The following is a 20,498-nucleotide window of genomic DNA, read 5'->3' on the forward strand; positions in this document are numbered from 1 at the left end:
TTTAGGACGCAAAAAAACACAAGGATAGACCTTGTGTTTATACACATGTTCTCCTTCCCACGGTCGCTTACGAGGTTAGCTGTCGGGTTCGGGCCGCGAGAATCTGCCCTAAAAGGTACCCTACTGAAGCACCTTTACTCACCCCATGAATCTTATGGTTCCCCCGCTTTTCTAAATAAGAAAATTAAGCGAAATATTCAACTGTAACGTACGAGTTGAATACTACTCTCTTCTTGCAGCATAGTAAAGGATCGAAAAAACTTAAAAAGATAACTCCAACCACCACTTTCACTCAATAATTCGCTTACAATCATACGATTCATTGATTTTCTTCTGTTTTCTTATTACATCGTGGTTTTTTAAACATTTGATCATGAGTTGAGTTATTACTGGAGCAAAGTAAAGGGAAATATTGGATTATGATGGTAGCTCTAACTCCTGTACAAGTGGGTAAGGAATAAATTTCCGTTTTCCAAGGAAACCTATTCTCAGGTGATGACATGAATCTGACAGAAACAACGGATATAGCCAGACTTAAACTTCAATTTGAGTCAAATAGCGATTTTGTTATGGAACGAAAACAACTTTTGGATAAGGAAGTTGTATTTTGTTATTTTCGCCCCTTCGTTAACCTTTCACAAACGAATCAATTATTATCTTGGATGGAGTCCAGTCCAATCAGTGATTGGCTGCAACAAATAAGCCTATTGAATGGCAAATTAAACGCTTCTTACGACTTGCAGATGAGCAGCTTAATGGAAGGTAATTTAGTTATATACTTACTCGATAACCCTATAAGAAATTTTGTTATCAAGCCCGTTCCGTCAACGATTAGAAGAACGCTAAATGTTCCACAAAATGAAAACGTCATTGATTCTTCTTTTGTAGCATTTAATGAGGATTTGGACACCAATATGGCGTTGATCCGCGACGAGCTAAGATCCCCTACACTAACCATGAAAACCTTGATTATGGGGACAAAACAACCAAAAAGAACCACCGTAACTTATTTATCAGACTCTGTAAATCATAATTTGCTTACATCCTTAATGAAGAAGCTCGAGGCAAATAAAGCAAAAGAATTTCATCATTTGCAAGAAATTATTAAAGTTTTAGGAAAAGGGAATTTCAGTCTTATGTCCCCTTGTTTAACTTCTGAGCGACCGGCAGAAGCGGCAGACCACCTGAAAAATGGTCGTGTTATCCTGTTTATCGAAGGGCTTCCGTTTGCTTTTGTTATGCCCGTTATCATTACAGATCTCTGGTGTGTGAACTCAGATCGTAACTTCCCCAAGGTCACAATGATTTCATTGCGTACGCTTCGGATTATCGGCTTGTTTATCGCTTTAGTCTTACCTGCTCTCTATGTATCTTTGGTCTCCGTGAATCCAGAGGTTTTGAGAATACAACTAGCTTTGTCTGTTGCTCAGAGCCGTGAAGGGGTACCCTATCCTGCCTTTTTGGAAGTCATATTTATGTTAATTATTCTAGAGATGCTGATTGAAGCCAGTGTTCGCCTTCCCAAGAGTATCGGTCCCTCGATAACAACAGTGGGTGGAATTATTCTTGGGCAAGCCGTTGTAAGCGCTAAATTGGTAAGTAATCTATTCATTATTGTTTTGGCCGCTTCCGCTTTAGCGAATTTTACATTGAACGGTGTACAAAATGGCTTGTTTATTCGAATGGCTAAATATGTTCTGATCGTGCTTAGTGCCATTTTTGGTGTTCTTGGAACAATTGGCGGACTCATTTGGCTGTCCATCTATATGGCCTCTATCACGACATTGGATGTCGCTTATATCAATGTAAATGTAAAGGAAGGTCCCCAGGATGGTTAATAAAATATCCGTCTATCTGACATTCATTACTGTCCATTTCGGACTGATTTTTTTTGTATATCCTGAGAAAATATTTGAATCGACAAGTAAGGGCCATTGGGAAGCGATACTGATTGGCTGCCTATTTGAAGTAATTGTGATGTGGATCTATCTGAGAGGCCTGTCATCTTTCCCTAATATGACGATCGTTCAGATTTGTAAACAAGCTTTGGGACCCTGGCTATCAAGAATCCTTCTAATTCCAATCATGTTATATTTCCTAGCGACTCTAGTATTAATCTCTAGAGTATATTCTGAAATGATGACCATCGTATTTTTACCAAAAACGCCGATATGGGCCTTACTCTGCTTTATCTTTTTGGGCTTGTTTGCAGCTTGGCATGGCATTGGAACAGTGCTCAGAACTAGTGTCATTATCTCCGTTTTGTTCATACCTTGGATTTCTGCAGCACTCAGCAGCTCCATGTCAAATTTCGATATACGTAATGCCTTCCCCATTTGGAACACTACCTTTGATTTTTTGAGGCATCCTGCTTATTATTCCAGTTTTTTTGCTTTTTCTGGGTTTTTATTTTTGGGTATGATTCACCCTTTTTTTCAAAATGTCGCGCGCAGCCGCAAGGTATTCATCCTTTTGGTTGTTGGCTTGAGCCCTCTATATTTGGCATCCGTTTATATACCCCTTCTCATTTTCGGGCAAGAGACTGTCATTCAATTCCAATTTCCTCTTCACACAGGAATGGATACGATCGATATGAGCTGGTCCATATTCGAGAGAATGACCCTTTTTTACACAACTTCTATGATTGCTTTTCTAATTGTCTATAGTGCGGTTTTAATTTGGATCATAGCTGAAATGTTTCGGAGCATCGTTTTTCCCTTATCCAATAAGTGGTTAAGTGTAATTATTACACTCATTGCCTACTTTCTTAGTTCACTGGTTCCAGGTTGGTCTGAAACTGAACAATTAATTTGGCTGGATACTGGGCTCCGAGCTTATAGTATCTTTATCTTTCCAGTTGTAATTGGGATTATTGGCGCGCTGCAAAGGAGGCGAATTAACCAAGGATGAAATACATACTTCGTTTAGTCTTTGCACTCCTAACTATCTCCCTGTTATCGGGCTGTTGGGACAATAAGGATATTAATAAAAGGATACTGCCTGTAGCAATGGCTATTAGTCTAACAGATGCAAAAACGTATAAGGTAGGGCTTCGAATACCTCCCAATAATGCCAAGAATATGATGCCACGAATCATAACTGGGGAAGCCTCAACAATCAGTGAAGCCTTGGATCGGATGCGAGGAAATGTAGAAAGCAGTATTGATTTACTGCATCTCAAACTTCTGATGATTGATGAAAAAACCGCTAAGCTTGGTATAAAAGAAGTGCTTGAATATGCCATTAGGTCTCATGACATTGCACCTAAAGCGCTGGTTTCTGTGTATAGAGGTGATTTTATCGAAATGTTAAACAAAAAAGAGCAAGGCGGAGCGGAAGGTGGCACTGCGAGCTATGATTATTTCAACAAGTTGGCTGGTTGGACACCCACTACTTCTATTGTGTATTTATGGGAAGCGTTTCGAGGGGTTTATTCGCATACGGAAGATTTTGCTCTTCCTATAATTAAACCTGGAGAGCGTACGATGTTTCAGTTAGATGGTTCCGCCATCATGAGCCGGGGATTCATGGTAGGAACAATTTCTTCGGATGATACGCTAATCTACAACATTATGAAAGGTAATTTTCAGGGGGCTAATGTAGAAGTAATGGAGCATGCCAACGTGCTTCTAGTCGACGTTGATTTTAAGCACCGTCATCATTTTAAGAGCAATACACCTCAAGTGGAAACGGAAATGAAGGTTATTGTCATGCTTCTGGAGACGAAGGGCAATCCCAGTAAAGAACAGATAAAGGAGGAACTCAAAAACTTGTTGAGTAAGCGGGCTAAGGCGATGATTGCCAAACTGCAGGAAAATCAGTCTGATTTGTTTGGATATGGACAATATTTCCGTAATGATCTTTCTCATGCGCAATTAAAGGAATGGAGAAAAAACTGGTATCCTCAGCTGAAAGTGACATTAAATGTGAAAGTAAGAATTAGAAATAGTGGGAATTTGAAATTTAATACGATTGATTCGTGAACATAAGGGCAGAAACGACTGAAAAACACAGCTTCCAAGCTGCATTTTTTTAGTCTTTTTCCATTTCTATGAACGCTTCAAACCTAACTTCTCAACATCTGCTAGCCACTTATCACGCTGCTTATCCGTTGAGGACTTAACGGGAGTTATTTCTGTAATCTTGACGGGATTGACTCCACTGAATTGCAAGGTCCCACGCTTCATGACATGATGCCCTGCTTGTTTGTACACCCATCGGTAGTACCAGGAAGGTGTGTCCATCGGTCAAGGCTTAGCGGCTTTTCAAAAATATAATGTGATCGTATGCAGTGGATACAACATCAATTGGCAAATAGAGGAGAATGACGTTATCATCGGACTGTCCTACAATCATTCTCACAAGCAAGCGTCCCGACACTGCATAGAGGATATGGCTAGTTCTTTGTATCATTTGATGATAAGGCTAAGCTGCAGAAATATTTCTTTAAAAGAGGTGCATTTCACTCATGAATCGAGCTCGAAAAGAGCTTGCTGTTGGTTATTTGGCTAAACCGGAATATAAAATAGGAGAGGTCGCTTACCTTCTTCACTTCTCAGAGCCAAGTGCCTTTCAAAGTGCTTTTAAGAAGTGGACAGGGATAACACCAAGGCAGTATAGGATGGATTTATTGAACCAGAGGATTTATTAAACGGTATTAACGTCTTCCTGATTATCATTATTCTCTGTTCCGCCATTTACATTTGCATTCTTCAAAAATTCGATATGGCTAAATCCCCAACCGCACATATGGGCTAAAACCGAACTTAATGTTCTTCCGTGATCGGACAAAAAGTACTCAACCTTGGGCGGAATTTCTTGATACACACGGCGTACCACGAGTCCATCTCGCTCCATCTCACGAAGTTGATTGGTGAGCATACCTTGCGTGACACTCGGAAGATGACGTCTCAGCTCCCCGAAGCGCTTAGTGCCTTCATTCAGCAAAATAAATAAAATGAGCGGCTTCCATTTCCCTCCGATCACCTGCAGAGTAGCCAATATCCCCTGCTTCGTATTGAAATCGCGATTTTCCTCCCGCATGTTCCCAACTCCCGATCCCAAGATTATGACCTTCATAGTTGTTACTTTATCAAAGTATCCGAAAATAAAATAGTACGATGTTTTATCGTACTTAGTACGATTTTTAGTACTATCTGTCGGAATCAAGTACCACCCATGGTACGTTTTAGCTGACATAGTATGAATAAAAAGCGTACTTTTCAAAAATGAAATTCCCCACAATAATGGGGATGTAACTCGCTAATCTACGCAAAAAGAGAGAGGATGTTTACTTTGAATATAATGGTTATTATCGCTCATCCCCAGCTGAATCACTCCCGTGCCAATCAGACTTGGATACTTGAGCTGAAGAAACACGCCAACATTGATGTCCGAGATCTTTATCAAGAGTACCCCGATTGGAAAATCGATAGAGAGAGGGAACAACAATTGCTGCTCCAATATGACCGGGTAGTATTCCAGTTCCCCTTTTATTGGTATAGCTCCCCACCTCTTTTAAAAAAATGGTTCGATGATGTTTTAACGTATGGCTGGGCTTTCGGACCCGGAGGTGATCATTTGAAAGGCAAAGAGTTCATTGTTGCAACGACAACAGGGGGGACGGAAAGCGGATACCGTTCGGGGGGTAACAACTGGTTCACGATCAGCGAATTATTAAGACCAATACAAAGCACCATCACCAGATGCAACGGCAACTATCTTCCCGCTTTTGTCACCTATAATGCGAATGAAGCCACAGATATACAACTTGCACAAGAGGCAAAAAAGTACACGGATCATATCCAAACTTCCATGCGTGTGCTCGTTCATTGAATAAAATAAACTGGATAGAGAACTTCAGATTCATTTCTGATTTCTCTATCCAGTTTGTTGCCTATCATTTCATTCAATTCGGCACATGATAATTGCGGGCTGTTGTTTTTTGTTTGAAAATCATTTTTTTCCATATGAGCGGGATGCCGCCAATGAGGTATAGATAGCGAGCATCGATGACTTTTTTCAGGAGAGCGGCGAATTTGCCTTTGACTTTCTTCACTTTGAGTAGACCTACTGCCTCTCCTCGGCCTAAGGATGCCACAGTCCCTTTGAAATCGTATGCGAACGGCTTAAGTTCGCGGCCGCGAACGGCATATAGGAGATTTCTCGCTACGTTGTAGCCTTGCTGAACGGCAATCTGGGCATTCGCCGGATAAGGTGTCCCCTGAGGGCTCATCACAATGGAGCAATCACCTGTAATAAATACATCGGGATACTGGTAAGAGCGCAAGCACTCGTCCACTTTGACCCTCCCCCTCTGTACATCAAATCCCGCTTGCTGTAGTAAGGAATTTCCGCGAATGCCTCCCGACCAAACAACGGTGCCTGCACGAATGAACTCGCCATTGCCCAACATAACGCCATCTGGCGTGCACTCCTTAATTGGTGCAGATAGTTTATACTGAACACCCTTGCGGCGCATGACTTCCATGCCATATTCGACAAGATCTTCAGGTAGACCGGGAGGCAGCGCCGATGGGGAGGCTTCGATATTGATGATTTTCACATCGGACGGGTCTACGTCATAGGTCCTGCTCAGCACAGGGATCCGATCCGCCAATTCGCCCACAAACTCTGTTCCAGTGAAGCCTGCGCCCCCAACCACAAAGGTGAGGTATTCTGTCCTCTTTGGCTCCATTTTTGACTTGGCAAACATATATTCAATATGCTGGCGAATAAAGCGCACGCTGTTAATGCTCTTAATCGACATCGCATATTCATTCATCCCAGGAATGCCGAATGTCTCCGTCTCACTCCCCAGCCCAATAACCAGATAATCGTAGGAGAGGTCCCTATCGCCAAGCACAACCTTCTTTTCCTCAGGAAAAATCTGACTTACCGTTGATTTCACAAAATGAATCTTACGCTCATCAATCAAATCCGCAATCGCCACACGGGCATTATCGTGATGATCGGTACCGGCAGCCGGCATATGCAGATGCGTCGTCATGTAGTGATAATCATGTTTGTTCACCAAGGTAACATCCATCTCACTTGCTTTCATCTGCTTCTGAAGTCTAATGGCTGTAACCAGACCACCGTAACCTGCGCCAAGAATAACGACTTTCGGTTTGCTCATTGAAATCCTCTCCTCCGATTTGTGAAATAAATCACATATATACTTGTGAAAAATATCACATACTTTCACAAGACGAGTCGGTTGACGACTCTTTCTTTTATCATATGCTATTTCTCATCGAAAATCACTATAAATTTGACCAGTTTGTATGATCGCTAAGGATTTTATTTCGATTCGAATCCGTCGCTCTCTGCTTTATCATGTAATCTGCGTAAGCGAAAACAGTTCATCCCTGCCACGCCGAGCTCCTCCAGCAAACCAAAGTTCGCCCAAGCGCCCACGACCGCCCCTATGCCGGGGACGAGCTGAAGCATTTTACGAAAATCAATCGTATCCCGGTATTCCTGCTGCAGCTGCTGCCAATCCACTTGGTTCATGTAGTCCTCAGCCGGTGGAAAAGAATGCGAAATGCTATGCCAATTCTTAATGGTGTGAAGAAGATCCGGTTTCTTATTCGGACTGGAAAAGGCTAGCTGAAACACATAGAGAATAAATAACCGCTCTCGATAATCTTTGGTCGAGTAGCCGTACGCATGCGCCAGTTCAAATAGGAATTTCAACTTAATGCCGATCAGAATTGGGAAATCCGCAAGTCCTAGCAGGATCCCACCCGCTCCCGCACCTGCTCCTTCTGCTGCGGCAATCTTTTTATATAGGGACAATAATTCCTCAGCTTTGGCATCGCTATCTGCTAAGGAGACGCCATATAACGGGTCGTTTTTAGGAATGTAATTCATACTGAATAGGGTCGTTTGTACGATTCCTTTGACGGTTGCGGTTATTGTCTTATGAACCTTGTCGGGGATCAAGTTGTTGATGCTGGTTTGAACAGATTTGGAGGCTCTCTCCATTAGGTTGGGAGCCTTCTGCTGCCGGATTTCCCAGCGTTTCAGCTTTTTTAACATCTGCTGCTCGTAAATTGTGTACGCTGTTTCCATTCTCGTCACCGCCATCCCTGTTCTTCATTTAAGTATAGTATACGGAACGATTGGTCTCAACATGACGTGGTGGGAAGAGGAGAATGTGGAGAGTGGCGGGAAGAGTGGTATGAAGAGAATAAAGAAGAGCACAAAGAAGAGCACAAACAAGAGCACAAAGAACAATGGGCTTTCCCAAAGTTATGTTTGGAAAATTTAGCTCCCACTTTGTGAATTTCGAAGCCTGCTTGCTACTTCCATTGGATTTATCCAATGGAAGTAGGGATTGGGCGGCCTAAAAGTCAATTCCATTGGATTATTCCAATAGAAGTACGAATTTCGAAGCCTCAGAGTAGATTCCATTGGAAAAATCCAATGGAAGTATGAATTTCGTTCTGAAAACCGATTTGAATGTTCCAGAAGGTCAATAGGCCTTAAGGGCCTGTCCTCAAGTAGATTTATCTACATTTGGGACAGCCCCCCGGAAATTTATAATTGCATGTACATTAGCAATGAAAAACAAAGAATGCCCGTGACCACGAGAATAGTGTCCATACCTCGCCACTGTAAAGTGTTTTTCTTCAGCAGCAGCTGTTTGCCGTCGATTTTTTTCAGTTCCATTGCAATGGTCATTTGCTCTGCCTTATGAAACATAGCGAGCAGCAAGGGGACGACCAGCGCCGGGATATCCCGTGTGCGAACAGCACCCGGGCGGATTGATGCTTTGCCTCTGGCTCTTACAATGGCTGAGAACCGCTGCCACTCCCGCAGGATGAGCGGAATGAAGCGGAAAATCAAGGAGACGGCCAAGGAAAAGGATTCAACCGGCAGCTTAACTTTGCGGAAATATTTCAAGGCCCAATTGAGCCCTTGCACGAGCTGACCATAAGGCGTCGTGACGGCTAGCCAATAGCCAGCCATGAGGACGAGAAACAAACGTGTCAACGTGAGTGCCGTGCTTAAGCCGCGCTCCGCCGAGAAACCAAGCGGAAACTGCCCTTCGGCGGTTGACCAGTCCAGCCCTGCCAGAAGGATCGAAATGAACATGAAGATCAGGAATGGCAAGGCGATCTTCATGCTGCCGCGAAGGACGGAGCGCGGGAGGCCGAGAAACGCGAGGCTGAGGAGCAGCATGGATGCCGCGAGGCCGCTCCACCGCTGCTGCTGCATCGTCCCGATGACGAGCAGCAGGTAGAGCAGCCACTTCGCGCGCGGGTCGAGCCGCAGCCAGACGGCCTGCGGCGGCTTCGGGGCCACGCCAGCTTCGCGCGTGGCCTGTGGGCTCGGCGCTGCCGCTTGCGGCGCCGGCCTAGTGCTGGCGCTGGCGCGTTCGCGCAGCGCCTCTGCGATCGCCGGCGCGGCAAGCGCTGGCGTGAGCCGGTCCGGCGCGATGGCAATGCCATAGCGCGCCAGCTCTACCGCGGCCTCCACGCAGCTCGGGAGGCCGACGCCGGCGCGCGTGAGCACCTCCGGCGCGCGGCAAAGTTCTGCCGGCGAGCCGTCGAAGACGAGCGCGCCGCGGTCTAGAACGAGGACACGGTCCGCTAGCGGAAAGAACGTGTCCAGGTCGTGCGTGGCGATGACGAAGCCGCCACGTTCGCGCGCGCGAATGATGCGCAGCAATTCGTGGACGGCTGCCGCCTCTAAGCCGGCAGTTGGCTCATCCATGAGGAGCCAATCCGGCGAAGTGGCGAAGGTTGTGGCCAGCGCGAGCCGGCGCTGCTCGCCACCGCTCAGCGAAAAAGGCGACCGATCCATGGCGATGACGCCACGTGGATCGAGGTCGGCGCAAGCGGCGTGAATGCGGCGCTCGCGTTCGTCCGGCCCGAGCCGGTAAGGACGCAAGGAGTACGCGAATTCCTGGCGTACACTGCGCGCGAACAGCTGCTGCTCAGGGAATTGAAAGATCAAACCTAGACGCAGGAGATGGGCTTGGTCTACTTTCCGTTTGTGCCATAATGGCTGCTCATCAAGGGTAATCGTTCCTAAGGTTGGTTCTAGAATTCCCGCCATAACCTGCAGCAATGTTGATTTCCCTGAACCCGTATGACCAATCAACAAAGTCAGCGATCCATCCGACAAGTTGAAGTTGATATCCTTCAGCAGTTGATTATTAGGGTCATCCGGAGCATCTACCCGAATGTCCTGCAGAACTATGGGCATATGTTTGTCACCGCCTTGGCCAGCTCTTCCACATCTATCGGGAGGAAATCAAGCTGACAACCTTGCTGCAGCAGACCTATGGCTGTCTTGACCACAAAAGGCGGATCAAACCCTAACTCCATACAAGGTGTCATGTCCAATAATTCTCCCCCTCCCCCATAAAAAAACGCTCTCGGCTCCCCATCAAAGGTAATCCGTCCCTCACCAAAACCAACGACTCGCGTAGCATCCGCCAACTCTTCCAAACGATGGGTAATCCACACGATCGTCGTCCCACGCTTATGCGCTTCACTTACCGCTTGACGCACTTCCTTCCTTGCCGCAGGGTCCAGCATCGCGGTCGGCTCATCTAATACAAGAATCTTTGGCTGAGCAGCAAGCGCAGCTGCGAGATTCACCAACTGCTTTTGCCCACCGGATAACGTGTTAAGCGCTCGCTGTATCGGGATCGTCAATCCAACAGCAGACAAGGTTTCAATGTACCACTTTTCACGTGCTTCTGTGCTTAAATTCTGCCCATTCGGCAGGTAGTCCAGCTCTTCCTGCACCGTATCTCCAATGAACTGGGCATCCGGTATTTGCAGCACACCTCGGGTTAGCCCATGCAGGTCTTGTTTATGAACGAACTGCCCACTGGAGAGCGGACTTAAGCCCAATAATACGCTGGCTAGTGTGCTTTTGCCGCTGCCATTGGGTCCTATGACGACAATCCACTCACCCTGATGAATATCTATAGAGACATCGGACCACACTTGCCTTCCTTCTCCCGATTCTGTTTGATAGATAACGGAGGCTCTCTCCAAAGAAGCTAAAATCTCTCTGTTTGCCATATGTAAAATGTTCCTTTCACTTTCACAAAAGATGTGCTATCATCTGATTGTCAACCAAAGTCGATCGAGTTGGTTGACAATACATCAACAATAACAGAAACAGGAGCGATGAACAATATGAAACTCACTCTCCGCGGCGTTGTTTTTAGTGCACTATTTGCCGCTATTCTCGTTTTATTCAGCTTTGCGAAAATTTCTCTCCCTTTGACACCTGTGCCTATTACATTGCAAACACTGGCGGTTATGCTAGCTGGCGGACTCCTGGGAGCTCGCTATGGATTCCTTAGCATGGCACTCGTTGTCGTCCTCACAGCCATCGGATTTCCCCTACTTCATGGGAATGGCGGTTTAGGCGTCGTCCTCGGACCTACTGGCGGCTTTATTATGATTTGGCCTATTTCGGCTATGCTTATCGGTCTTATTTTACCTCGTATTCGGATGAATGGCATCATGGGTTACATCGCTGCCTTCCTTGTCCTTGAAGTATTCGGCTCTCTCATTCTATATCTGGCCGGAGTTCCTTGGTTAATGTACAAGGTACCTACCTATACGTTCGCCAAAGCCATGGCAGCAGCATGCTATCCATTCTTACTAGGAGATGCTATTAAAGCTGTGGTTGCAGCACTCATCATTGCTCCTATTCGCCAGGTATTCCCCCCGCAAAGACTTACGGGCTCCTCTTCACACAGCGTTGTTAAACGTAATAGTCCTACAGATCTTAGCATTTAAGACTCTGATAACGAACAACGGCCTTACAGCCGTAGAAGATCTGAGCTTCATACCTCAAATCTTTTACAGCTGTAAGGCCGTTTTTTTTATGGCTTTTCGAGTGGGGATATCATTTTTTACGATTTTGTAATGTGCAGCACGGAATTTTTATTCGATTGTAATGCCCTGACGTGTAAGCTAGTTCTTGTAGACAGCAGCACGATGCAAACAACAGCGCATTCAAAACATCATCGAATAGGAGTGTTATATATGAAAAATAGTAAAAAAACATTAGCCGCATTAACGATCACAGCAACCGTAGGTTTATCAGCAATTCTTCCGTTCAATGCACTAGCAGCTAATCCTTTCACGGATTCTGCCAACTCAGCTCAAGTTCAAACAGCGATTGAACAATTAGCTCAGCAGCAAGTTGTATCCGGATATGAGAATAACACCTTCAAACCGAATCAGACTGTGACTCGCGCAGAGATTGCAAAAATGGTAGCATTAGCGCTTCATGTGAACGTAGACCCAGCCGCTGCTAACCATTTTAACGATGTAACGAAAGGTGATTGGTTCTATTCCTATGCGGTTGCCCTTGAATCTTTAGGCGTCATGAAAGAAAATTCCGGACAATTCCGGGGAGGTCAATCCATCTCTTCCGATCAACTTGCAGAAGTGATTGCGAACGTGTTAAAAGTTGATAAAGCAGCGGTTGAAAAGCTGCCAAGCTTTGCATCTATCGCAGGCAGTCAAGTGACGCGAGGTCAAGCCGCTCTTCTTATTTTTGAAGCGCAGCAATTAGCGCCTATTCAAGTGACTAAGCTTCAAGCTTTGAATGCCATAACACTGCAGGTTACTTTCTCGGCACCGATTCCGGCGGCAGAATTGGAACTGGATCAAGCGTCCAAAAACTTTGTTTTTGACAATGGCCTAGCGATCAATAATGTACCACGGTTAAAAACAGGCTCCAAATCCACCTACATCGTTCCAGTTCCTACCCAAAAAGCCGGGACAACTTACACACTAACTTATAAAGGTAAACCAGCTGGAACTTTCACAGCGAGCACGGAAAAAATTGCATTAAAATCCACAGCGCAAGTAGCGAGTGACTTGTTTGAAGTTGAATCCCATTTGGCTGATGGTGTTGCTGATTACGGTTATGTCATTGCCGCATACAGCAAAGGCCGCCCAGGATCATTCATCGTTGATGAGAACAACAGCTACAATGGTAAAACATATCAAATTCTTTCGTCGATGCGCAGCCGTCAAGTGCAAATTACCCCTGAGGGTGGCGCGACAATGACAGCGAACTACTTGCCATTCACACAAGCAACCGATGGCCGTCAAGCACCTAAGTTTATTCTACCTAACGGCGAAACGTTCAAAGCCGGTGTCAAATATACCGTTTCGGCCGACTGGGCTACTCTCGCGAATCCAACGTTTACAGCCAAAGAAATCGCACCGCTTACTATCCAATCCGCAGCCGCGGTTGATACGAAGACGATCGCCGTCACACTTTCGCAAGATCCTAAGGATGAAATTTTCGTCTCTCGCCGAGTTACACTTACCGCAACTGACGGTACTGTGTTAACTGCAGAATACACGCTAACTTCACGTAAAGGCGCTGTAGGGACTTTCGCTCTACTTAATAACGCTCAGCTCGTTCCAGGCACTTCTTATACCGTTGCTCCAGTGGGCAAATGGTCTACGGAAACAGGCGTCACTTTGACTTTAACCAAATAATCTTCACATTTAAGACTAAGAGATCCGAGGGTACCTTGAATGAGGTGCTCTCGTTCTATTATTTATCCCTATCCCACAAATCCGAGGTGAATTCCCATGTTACGTAAAAACCTTTCATTCTTGACAATATTGACTCCACTGACGCTGCTTCTTCTATTAATAGGCTGCGGGTCGCGTCCTGACGCGGCTGCACCTGTCCCTACAACGTCAGCACCTTCAGCACCTTCAACAACACCTGCCAATAGTCCAAAACCAACAAATACCTCTCCGCCCGATGCTTCCGAAACCATTTTGATGGTTACACATTCCAAGAGTGACTATATATCTTTCTTAAACCCAGCTTCTGGGAGCCTCGAGAAACTCATCGTCGGTCAATCTCCTTTCGCTATTGCGGAAGGTCCTAATCATCGTGCCTATGTATCCACAGCGGAAGGTATCGCTGTGGTGGATACCCAGCTGCGCAAACGCGTAGCCCTCGTGCCCTACCAAGCAGATGTAGGTAAGCCTCAATTTGGCGAATATCGTCCCGGTGGCATGGGCATCGCTGTGTCGCCTGACGGCCGATTCGTCTATGTGGGTGTTTACTTGCCTGGTCGCAGCAAAAGCCAACTAGAAATCATGGACACTGACAATCTCACCATGACAGGTAGTGTCTCCGTCGGAATCCGACCGTTCGATGTCGTTACCAGCCTCGATGGCCGTGAAGTTTACAGCATCGATCACGATTCTTACTCCGTGACGGCTATCGATCTTGCCAGTAACAAAGCTCGCACCCTTGAGGTTGCGCCATATGGTCGCGGCGGCTTCGAGAAGCCCCATTACGCTGCTGTTCGTTCCGATGGTCGTCTACTCTTGCCATACCAAGGCCGCGGCCTCGTCGTTCTTGATCCTGTGAGCGGCAAGTATGAGACGAAGCCGCTAACCGGCAACACGCATCAGGAAGGCGTTGCCCTCACACCTGACGGCAAGCAGCTGCTCATCGTCGGCATCGGCGCTGCCGGCAGCGCAACCGGCAAGCCTAACTTAACAGTACTCGACATCGCTGCTCATGCCGAGAAAATCATACCTCTGACTCGAATGCACCAAATGGTCTCCAGCAGCTCAGACGGTCGTTACGCCTACCTCACAGGCGGCGTGACTTATGCTGATACCGGTTGGAACGGCATGACCGTTGTTGACTTGCAGTCTGGCGCAGTCCGCGACTTCGAGATCCCAGATTACCCTCTGGATGTGCAGCTGCTGAGCCGGTAAGACAGTGAGAAGTCCATTTCAGCTCTCTCAGCGTACATTTGACAGTCAACAAGCATCCTTCTGGCTCCGAGAAGTCCTTTTCAGACTTCTCAGCAACACTTTGCTACTTTTCCGGCGATGAGAAGTCCAATTCGGCTCTCTCAGCATACATTTGTCGGTTAAAAGGAATCCCTCTAGCTCCGAGAAGTCCTTTTATGACTTCTCAACAACATTTTGCTACTTTTCCGGTGATGAGAAGTCCATTTCGGCTCTCTCAGCATACATTTGTCGGTCAACAAGCATCCTTCTAGCTCCGAGAAGTACTTTTCTGACTTCTAAGCAACATTTTGCTACTTTTCCGGTGATGAGAAGTCCATTTCGGCTCTCTCAGCATACATTTTTCGGTCAACAAGCATCCTTCTAGCTCGGAGAAGTACTTTTCTGACTTTTAAGCAACATTTTGCTACTTTTCCGGCGATGAGAAGTCCAATTCGGCTCTCTCAGCATACATTTGTGGTCAACAGGCATCCTTCTAGCTCTGAGAAGTACTTTTCTGACTTCTCAGCAACATTTTGCTACTTTTCCGGCGATGAGAAGTCCTTTTCGGCTCTCTCAGCTTATTTTGCTTGTGATGCAAAACCAAAAGCCCCTTACCTGATTAAACAGGGCAAGGGGCTTTTCTATGGGATCTTGCTTTATGGAAAGTCGCTTAGCGAACGGCCGTATGCATTCATTCAATCTTTCGACATGCATTCACTCGGTCTGCATTCATTTTATTCAGCATTCTTTTATGCATTCATTCATGCTTCGCCATGTAGCCCACCCCAGGGTAGGTGACAATAATCTCTTGCCCCTCTGCAAGGCTCTTAATCTTTTGGCGAATTCTCGCTATCGTGACCCGCAAATATTCAACTTCATCGCGGTATTCACTCCCCCAGATTTCACTCAGGAGCTGTTCATGGGTCATAACTTTGCCTGCATGCTGCAAAAGCAAGGCAAACAAGTTATACTCGGTCTCCGTAAACTTAACCTCAGTATCCCCCAGCCATATTCTTCGTTGAGCTAGATTTGCCGTCACAGGTCCAAGCGTGATTTCGCTCGTTGTGACTGGCGTCGCCATTCGGCCATCCATCCGGCGAAGCACGGCGTTCACACGAGCGAATAGCTCATCTAACGAGAACGGCTTCGTCAAATAATCGTCTGCTCCTAGGTTGAGTCCCTGCACTTTATCCGCCCCATTACTCCGCGCAGTCAGCATGATGACTGGAACGCTGGAGTAGGAGCGCAGCCTTTTGAGAACGTCAAATCCGTCCATGCCCGGCATCATTAGATCAAGTAAAATCAAATCCGGATCAAATCCCTCAACCTTCTCAAGCGCTTCAGCGCCGCTCTGGCAGGCCAATGTTTCGAAATCCAGCGATTTGAGGTTCGCTGCAACGAAACGCACGATTTTGGGCTCATCATCGACGATCATAATCTTCTTCTTGTTCACTTTCAGCTCTCCTTCCCTTGGAACCTTGGTATGGAGAGGATAAATGTACTTCCCTCACCAAGCTTGCTCGCTACGCGGATCTCTCCACCGTGCGCTTGCATGATCCCCTTGCAGATCGCAAGACCGAGTCCAGTCCCGCCCGTTTGACGGCTTGATGACACATCAACTCGGTAGAAGCGGTCAAATATTTTATCCGCATGCTCTGCTGAGATCCCTATGCCATTATCTTGAACTTCCAGATGAACATAACGCTCATCCGCTTTAGCGGTAATTCGAATGATCGGATGCTGCACATTATATCGAACTGCGTTCGTGAACAAGTTCACGAGAACTTGCTCCATGCGCAGCTTGTCCGCGTAGACCAAAGGAATACCGCCCTCCAAATGCACCTCGAATTGGGTATGCTCGTAGTTCGCTTGCTGCGGCAGCCTTCTCTTGGCGCTTTCCACAACTGCTTCCAGCCGAAGTGGCTGCGGATTGATCCGCATGGCACCCGATTCGATCTTCGAGATATCCAACCACTCATCGATCAGATCCTGAATGCGCCCGATGTCCTCATGAATCCCCTCCAGCAGCTCCTGCTTAAAGCTTTCTTCCCACTGGGCATCCACACGAAGAAGTGTCTCCACACCCCCGCGTATACTAGTGATTGGTGTTTTGAATTCATGGGATGCAAGGGAAATCAGATCATTCTTAAGCGCATCGATTTCATGTTCCTTGGTCATATCACGCCACACATAGCCGCGACCAAAAACTCGCCCTTCTCTAGCCACCTGAAACGCCGAAACCATCATAAAGCGCTCTTTGCCATGCTCGGATTTCACCGTAAAAGCACCCTGCACCCTCGGCTCAGCTGTAAGCATTTGCAACTCGTCTTGACGTTCGGGCAGCAAAAGAGCAATCCTTTCAAACAGCGCAGCCTCATTCATTGCCCCTAACTCCGACATCGGAATTGCGAAGATTTCGGCCATCCGATGATTAGCGTAAACAACATTATGCTTTACGTCGATCAGGACAATCGCATCGGACATGCTTTCTAGAACGGCGTTCAAGGTCGCATGCTCGTCCTGCAGCCGCTGAGTTCGTTCCTCGACACGATTCTCAAGCTCGCTGTTGAGCTGCAGCAGCGCTCCTTGATTTTCCTTAATTTGCTCAGCCATCCGGAAGAAATGATCTGCCAGCAATTGCAGTTCTAAAGGTGAACCCTGAGGAACGACTTTGTTATCCGGCTTGGCGAAGGTGCCTCCAGCAAGACGCTGCGTGTAACCAACCAAGGCGTGAATGGTTCCATTCAGCCGTTTCGCCAGAAAACTGCCCAGCAATACAGTCAAAATGAGTGTGAAAACCAGCAGCAATATCGTGATACGGAGAGATTCGATGAAAGCAGCATTGACTGCGGCTTTGGACTTACTTACCCACACGATCCAATCGACTTCGGGGATGGCTTTGTAGGTAATCAGCTCTTTATGTTTCGATGTGCTTAATTGGTAAGTTCCTTCCCCCTGTCGCTGGGCTCGGGCATCTACGGCAACAGGCTCCTGCGATAAATCCGCCATGGATTCAGTCAGTGCTGCGTTCGGATGATAGATGGGTTTACCCGCATGATCCAGAACAACTGGATACGCTTCTTTGCCATAATCATATTTGGTAACAAGTTCCTTAATGGGCGCCAATTCGAGCACGGCGAGCACGAAGCCTTCAGCCTGCCTATTTCCCTTATAAACCGGTACAGCAATCGCGACTGCCGACTGATTCAAACTTTCTGGTCCCCGGAATAACGAGGATATGATGGTCTTTTGTGCCGTTTGCACACGTTTGGTGTAATCTCGCTCCTTGACGTCGGCGCCAATAAGTGAAGCATTCGCTGCAGTATGAGTCGCTTTGATGATCCCATTTTGATCTACAACGTAGATGCCGGTGAAGCCCGCCAAATTTTCTTGCAGCGATTGCAGCTTTAGCGTTAAGCTTTCGCGTGTACGGAAGGTGGCGTCCGAAGCCGTAATTGTGGCAGCTAATGTTTCAACCGCATTTCGATGATAGTACATGTAATCTTGGACAGCATCCCCCAGTCGGTAGGTTGTCTGCCGCTGATTCTGGTTGGACTCCTGCGTAATATGGATAATTTGAGAAACTTGAAAACTGCCTAGTATTAGAATCGGAATCATCGCCATAATAGCGAAAGTTATGGTCAAATGCGATCTCATAGAATAATGTTTCAAAACATGGTTCCTCCGCTCTAACAACACTATTCTTAGATGTGTTCATTAGCTATTTTACCATTAGCAAAAATGTAATGAAAATGAAATCTGATATTCATCTGATTTTAATGAAGTAAGCCTATAATAAAGTTCGACCCCCCTTTAAAATATATAACTTAGACCCACGGCCCGTTGCTGTGGGTCACTTTTTTGTTAGCGTGAGTCAAGATCCCACTGGTCTGGACGGTATGCTCAACACACGTAAGTTGCATTTGAATCAGTAAAAATCAAACAAATACCACTTCGGAACGTAAACACGTTCTGCAGAGGTATTTTTAAATGTAGAAAAAGATTGCACAAACTAATATCATTAGTTAATATATTATTATAATTAGTTTTACCTGAAGGGGAGTGTTGTTATCATGATGATCATAATGAAAGCCGCCAATTTAGGCTTACGTTTTTTGTTAGAACTTTGCATCCTTGCTTCTCTTAGCTATTGGGGATTTCATGTTGGCAAAGGAGCGTTGCTCAAAGGCGTTCTGGGCATTGGCACTCCGCTGCTAGCAGCCATCCTATGGGGCATGTTCGTTTCCCCGAAAGCTTCAATAACCGTCTCTCAGCCTCTTCAATTTTTCATCGAACTTGCTATTTTTGCTGTTGCCATTACTGCTCTTTACGTAACTGGCAAGCATTTTCTCGCTATTTGTTTCGCCCTTTTTTACATCCTTCATCGCATTCTGATGTTCCTCTGGGAACAATAAATAGCCTTTACATCTTGGCGACAAGCAGCCCATCTTTTACAACAACGGTATACGCGGTTAGACCTTTCGAAGGCACGTTCAGACAAACGCCTGTATGAGAATCGAATTCCCAACCATGTAAGGGACATACCAGCTCCCCACCTTCCTCTTCTACCAAACCCCCAGCATGCGGACATTTGCGCGACACTAAACGATAGCTATTAGGTTCGTCGTTTTTCAAAATCCAGTACTTTTGGCTTTCAATCTCAACTTCTACGGGTAGATCTGTGAAACGTTGTTCGGGACCCAGTTCAATTTCTTTCATCCTAATCCTCCTAGCAAAATGTTGATTACTACCGTCTTATTAGTTTATCGCAATCCGCATGCTTCTACACATAATTTCCCACAATGTTACGATAGGATGTCCATAATCTTTCGGTACAGTAAGGGTGTAAGGGAAATGAATAACATTCCCTACAAGCTACATATATCGAGAGGAGTTTTTAAAATGAACACACAATGGAAAAAACGCGCAGCTCAAACTAGCTTGCTAGCCGTAATCGCAACTATCGCCTTCGGAGCCGTAAGTGCATCCGCAGCAGACACGACCAAAGAAACCAAATCGATCCAAGGGATTCAAATCTCAAAACCTGAAGGCAGCAAACCAGTCATGATGTTCCGTACAACTAGCGCTAGCGCAGGTTTACTGATGCAGCCAACTCATGAGCGAAACTACTGGAAGCTGCTTGCCAGTACCTATGCACCAGAAACTCTATCTGACTGGAAGAAAGCGTTAGAAGATCGCAAACAGGTAGAAAGTGAGTTTCCAAAGCCTACTTTTTCTAAAAAAGTGATCATTAAGAAAGATGCTGAAACCGGTAAAACAGATGAGAAAGTCCTGACTGAAGACGATGCGCTTCAATTAGAAGGGCTCCCAGCTTCCGTTACTGCCGCCCCTGCCCTTCCTTCTGTTGCTATTAATTCAGATGGTGTTGTAACGCCGCCTACCAAAGATATCGTGATCAAACAACTGGTTACCCAAGCACTTCCACTTGAGGGTGCTGTAGCTGGTGATATAATGAAAGCGGAGCTACCCGAATCTTTCAAACGCCAGCAGAAATTAACGGAAGCTGTGGAAGCTGATGATGCTGAGGCGATTAAAAGCCTATTGCCGGAATTGTTGAAGGATTATGTGAAGCAAACCAAAGAGCTTCGCGAGTTGACGAAGAAATTGAAAACAGAAATTCCAGCACCCGCTGAGAAATAAAGATTGTTTAGCTATTTGAATCTAGTGGAACCGGTCGCATTTTTAAGCGGATCGGCTCCACTTTTT

At 46.1% G+C, this 20,498-nt stretch carries 19 protein-coding genes and 1 riboswitch; of the genes, 10 read left to right on the plus strand and 9 right to left on the minus strand.

Annotated elements, in window-relative coordinates:
• Window positions 1–49 precede the first annotated feature (49 nt).
• Window positions 50–201: riboswitch (cyclic di-AMP (ydaO/yuaA leader) on the minus strand.
• A 299-nt stretch (window positions 202–500) separates the two neighbouring features.
• Genes QFZ78_RS19975 through QFZ78_RS19985 form a run of 3 tightly spaced genes read left to right on the plus strand, consistent with a single transcriptional unit; the run spans window position 501 to window position 3,983 of the window.
• A complete protein-coding gene (locus tag QFZ78_RS19975; protein WP_307550210.1) occupies window positions 501–1,838 on the plus strand; it encodes a spore germination protein in 1,338 nt (445 codons plus the stop codon).
• Window positions 1,831–2,910, plus strand: coding sequence for a GerAB/ArcD/ProY family transporter (locus QFZ78_RS19980; protein WP_307550211.1), 1,080 nt, complete (start codon window positions 1,831–1,833; stop codon window positions 2,908–2,910). Before QFZ78_RS19975 ends, QFZ78_RS19980 begins: the two co-directional genes overlap by 8 nt.
• Window positions 2,907–3,983 (plus strand): Ger(x)C family spore germination protein, encoded by a 1,077-nt coding sequence (locus QFZ78_RS19985; RefSeq protein WP_307550212.1) that lies wholly within the window; start codon window positions 2,907–2,909, stop codon window positions 3,981–3,983. Before QFZ78_RS19980 ends, QFZ78_RS19985 begins: the two co-directional genes overlap by 4 nt.
• A 66-nt stretch (window positions 3,984–4,049) precedes the next feature.
• Here the strand turns inward: QFZ78_RS19985 and QFZ78_RS19990 are convergent, their stop codons facing one another.
• The gene (locus QFZ78_RS19990; RefSeq protein ID WP_307550213.1) at window positions 4,050–4,187 is read right to left on the minus strand and encodes a hypothetical protein; all 138 of its coding nucleotides are present in this window, start codon (window positions 4,185–4,187) and stop codon (window positions 4,050–4,052) included.
• Between the two features lie 281 nt (window positions 4,188–4,468).
• On the opposite strand from QFZ78_RS19990, the gene QFZ78_RS19995 reads away from it, so the two are divergent.
• Complete coding sequence (locus QFZ78_RS19995) at window positions 4,469–4,651, plus strand: helix-turn-helix domain-containing protein (RefSeq protein ID WP_307550214.1); 183 nt, start codon at window positions 4,469–4,471, stop codon at window positions 4,649–4,651.
• On the opposite strand, the gene QFZ78_RS20000 is transcribed toward QFZ78_RS19995, so the two are convergent.
• Window positions 4,648–5,043: a winged helix-turn-helix transcriptional regulator gene (locus QFZ78_RS20000; RefSeq protein WP_307550215.1), complete on the minus strand. Its 396-nt coding sequence runs from the start codon at window positions 5,041–5,043 to the stop codon at window positions 4,648–4,650. The genes QFZ78_RS19995 and QFZ78_RS20000 overlap by 4 nt on opposite strands.
• Before the next feature lie 252 nt (window positions 5,044–5,295).
• Between QFZ78_RS20000 and QFZ78_RS20005 the strand changes: the two genes are divergently transcribed.
• Window positions 5,296–5,835 carry an NAD(P)H-dependent oxidoreductase gene (locus QFZ78_RS20005; protein WP_307550216.1) on the plus strand — a complete coding sequence of 180 codons (540 nt, stop codon included), beginning with the start codon at window positions 5,296–5,298 and terminating at the stop codon, window positions 5,833–5,835.
• 73 nt (window positions 5,836–5,908) lie between these two features.
• On the opposite strand, the gene QFZ78_RS20010 is transcribed toward QFZ78_RS20005, so the two are convergent.
• The 4 genes from QFZ78_RS20010 to QFZ78_RS20025 form a co-directional block, all read right to left on the minus strand.
• Window positions 5,909–7,138, minus strand: coding sequence for an NAD(P)/FAD-dependent oxidoreductase (locus QFZ78_RS20010; protein WP_307550217.1), 1,230 nt, complete (start codon window positions 7,136–7,138; stop codon window positions 5,909–5,911).
• A gap of 164 nt (window positions 7,139–7,302) precedes the next feature.
• Window positions 7,303–8,076, minus strand: a complete 774-nt coding sequence (locus QFZ78_RS20015) for an EcsC family protein (RefSeq protein WP_307550218.1) — start codon at window positions 8,074–8,076, stop codon at window positions 7,303–7,305.
• Window positions 8,077–8,544: 468 nt separating this feature from the next.
• Window positions 8,545–10,218 carry an ATP-binding cassette domain-containing protein gene (locus QFZ78_RS20020; protein ID WP_307550219.1) on the minus strand — a complete coding sequence of 558 codons (1,674 nt, stop codon included), beginning with the start codon at window positions 10,216–10,218 and terminating at the stop codon, window positions 8,545–8,547.
• Entirely contained in the window at window positions 10,209–11,048 is an 840-nt protein-coding gene (locus QFZ78_RS20025) for an ATP-binding cassette domain-containing protein (protein ID WP_307550220.1), read from the minus strand. The genes QFZ78_RS20020 and QFZ78_RS20025 overlap by 10 nt, the downstream gene beginning before the upstream one ends.
• 117 nt (window positions 11,049–11,165) lie before the next feature.
• Here QFZ78_RS20025 and QFZ78_RS20030 point away from each other — a divergent pair, with 117 nt between their 5' ends.
• The 3 genes from QFZ78_RS20030 to QFZ78_RS20040 all read left to right on the plus strand — a co-directional run bounded on the left by QFZ78_RS20030 (window position 11,166) and on the right by QFZ78_RS20040 (window position 14,753).
• A complete protein-coding gene (locus tag QFZ78_RS20030; protein WP_307550221.1) occupies window positions 11,166–11,777 on the plus strand; it encodes a biotin transporter BioY in 612 nt (203 codons plus the stop codon).
• 249 nt (window positions 11,778–12,026) lie between these two features.
• Entirely contained in the window at window positions 12,027–13,502 is a 1,476-nt protein-coding gene (locus tag QFZ78_RS20035; RefSeq protein ID WP_307550222.1) for an S-layer homology domain-containing protein, read from the plus strand.
• A gap of 96 nt (window positions 13,503–13,598) precedes the next feature.
• Window positions 13,599–14,753: a YncE family protein gene (locus QFZ78_RS20040; protein WP_307550223.1), complete on the plus strand. Its 1,155-nt coding sequence runs from the start codon at window positions 13,599–13,601 to the stop codon at window positions 14,751–14,753.
• 775 nt (window positions 14,754–15,528) lie between these two features.
• Here QFZ78_RS20040 and QFZ78_RS20045 read toward each other — a convergent pair.
• A complete protein-coding gene (locus QFZ78_RS20045; RefSeq protein WP_307550224.1) occupies window positions 15,529–16,224 on the minus strand; it encodes a response regulator transcription factor in 696 nt (231 codons plus the stop codon).
• Between the two features lie 2 nt (window positions 16,225–16,226).
• Window positions 16,227–18,443 carry an ATP-binding protein gene (locus QFZ78_RS20050; RefSeq protein WP_307550225.1) on the minus strand — a complete coding sequence of 739 codons (2,217 nt, stop codon included), beginning with the start codon at window positions 18,441–18,443 and terminating at the stop codon, window positions 16,227–16,229.
• A 401-nt stretch (window positions 18,444–18,844) separates the two neighbouring features.
• Here QFZ78_RS20050 and QFZ78_RS20055 point away from each other — a divergent pair, with 401 nt between their 5' ends.
• Entirely contained in the window at window positions 18,845–19,186 is a 342-nt protein-coding gene (locus tag QFZ78_RS20055; protein ID WP_307550226.1) for a YrdB family protein, read from the plus strand.
• Window positions 19,187–19,193: 7 nt separating this feature from the next.
• On the opposite strand, the gene QFZ78_RS20060 is transcribed toward QFZ78_RS20055, so the two are convergent.
• Window positions 19,194–19,490: a Rieske (2Fe-2S) protein gene (locus QFZ78_RS20060; RefSeq protein WP_307550227.1), complete on the minus strand. Its 297-nt coding sequence runs from the start codon at window positions 19,488–19,490 to the stop codon at window positions 19,194–19,196.
• A 183-nt stretch (window positions 19,491–19,673) separates the two neighbouring features.
• On the opposite strand from QFZ78_RS20060, the gene QFZ78_RS20065 reads away from it, so the two are divergent.
• Window positions 19,674–20,432: a hypothetical protein gene (locus tag QFZ78_RS20065; protein WP_307550228.1), complete on the plus strand. Its 759-nt coding sequence runs from the start codon at window positions 19,674–19,676 to the stop codon at window positions 20,430–20,432.
• Window positions 20,433–20,498: the final 66 nt, after the last annotated feature.

This window comes from Paenibacillus sp. V4I5 (assembly GCF_030817255.1).
Classification (GTDB): Bacteria; Bacillota; Bacilli; order Paenibacillales; family NBRC-103111; genus Paenibacillus_E.

Bases quoted from the DNA above. Each gene is read 5' to 3' on its own strand.
- QFZ78_RS20000 (WP_307550215.1), bottom strand. From the start codon at position 5,043: ATGCGGGAGGAAAATCGCGATTTCAATACGAAGCAGGGGATATTGGCT.
- QFZ78_RS20030 (WP_307550221.1), top strand. From the start codon at position 11,166: ATGAAACTCACTCTCCGCGGCGTTGTTTTTAGTGCACTATTTGCCGCT.
- QFZ78_RS20065 (WP_307550228.1), top strand. From the start codon at position 19,674: ATGAACACACAATGGAAAAAACGCGCAGCTCAAACTAGCTTGCTAGCC.
- QFZ78_RS20020 (WP_307550219.1), bottom strand. From the start codon at position 10,218: ATGCCCATAGTTCTGCAGGACATTCGGGTAGATGCTCCGGATGACCCT.
- QFZ78_RS20060 (WP_307550227.1), bottom strand. From the start codon at position 19,490: ATGAAAGAAATTGAACTGGGTCCCGAACAACGTTTCACAGATCTACCC.
- QFZ78_RS20010 (WP_307550217.1), bottom strand. From the start codon at position 7,138: ATGAGCAAACCGAAAGTCGTTATTCTTGGCGCAGGTTACGGTGGTCTG.
- QFZ78_RS20025 (WP_307550220.1), bottom strand. From the start codon at position 11,048: ATGGCAAACAGAGAGATTTTAGCTTCTTTGGAGAGAGCCTCCGTTATC.
- QFZ78_RS20015 (WP_307550218.1), bottom strand. From the start codon at position 8,076: ATGGAAACAGCGTACACAATTTACGAGCAGCAGATGTTAAAAAAGCTG.
- QFZ78_RS20040 (WP_307550223.1), top strand. From the start codon at position 13,599: ATGTTACGTAAAAACCTTTCATTCTTGACAATATTGACTCCACTGACG.
- QFZ78_RS20035 (WP_307550222.1), top strand. From the start codon at position 12,027: ATGAAAAATAGTAAAAAAACATTAGCCGCATTAACGATCACAGCAACC.
- QFZ78_RS19995 (WP_307550214.1), top strand. From the start codon at position 4,469: ATGAATCGAGCTCGAAAAGAGCTTGCTGTTGGTTATTTGGCTAAACCG.
- QFZ78_RS19980 (WP_307550211.1), top strand. From the start codon at position 1,831: ATGGTTAATAAAATATCCGTCTATCTGACATTCATTACTGTCCATTTC.
- QFZ78_RS19990 (WP_307550213.1), bottom strand. From the start codon at position 4,187: ATGAAGCGTGGGACCTTGCAATTCAGTGGAGTCAATCCCGTCAAGATT.
- QFZ78_RS19975 (WP_307550210.1), top strand. From the start codon at position 501: ATGAATCTGACAGAAACAACGGATATAGCCAGACTTAAACTTCAATTT.
- QFZ78_RS19985 (WP_307550212.1), top strand. From the start codon at position 2,907: ATGAAATACATACTTCGTTTAGTCTTTGCACTCCTAACTATCTCCCTG.
- QFZ78_RS20055 (WP_307550226.1), top strand. From the start codon at position 18,845: ATGATGATCATAATGAAAGCCGCCAATTTAGGCTTACGTTTTTTGTTA.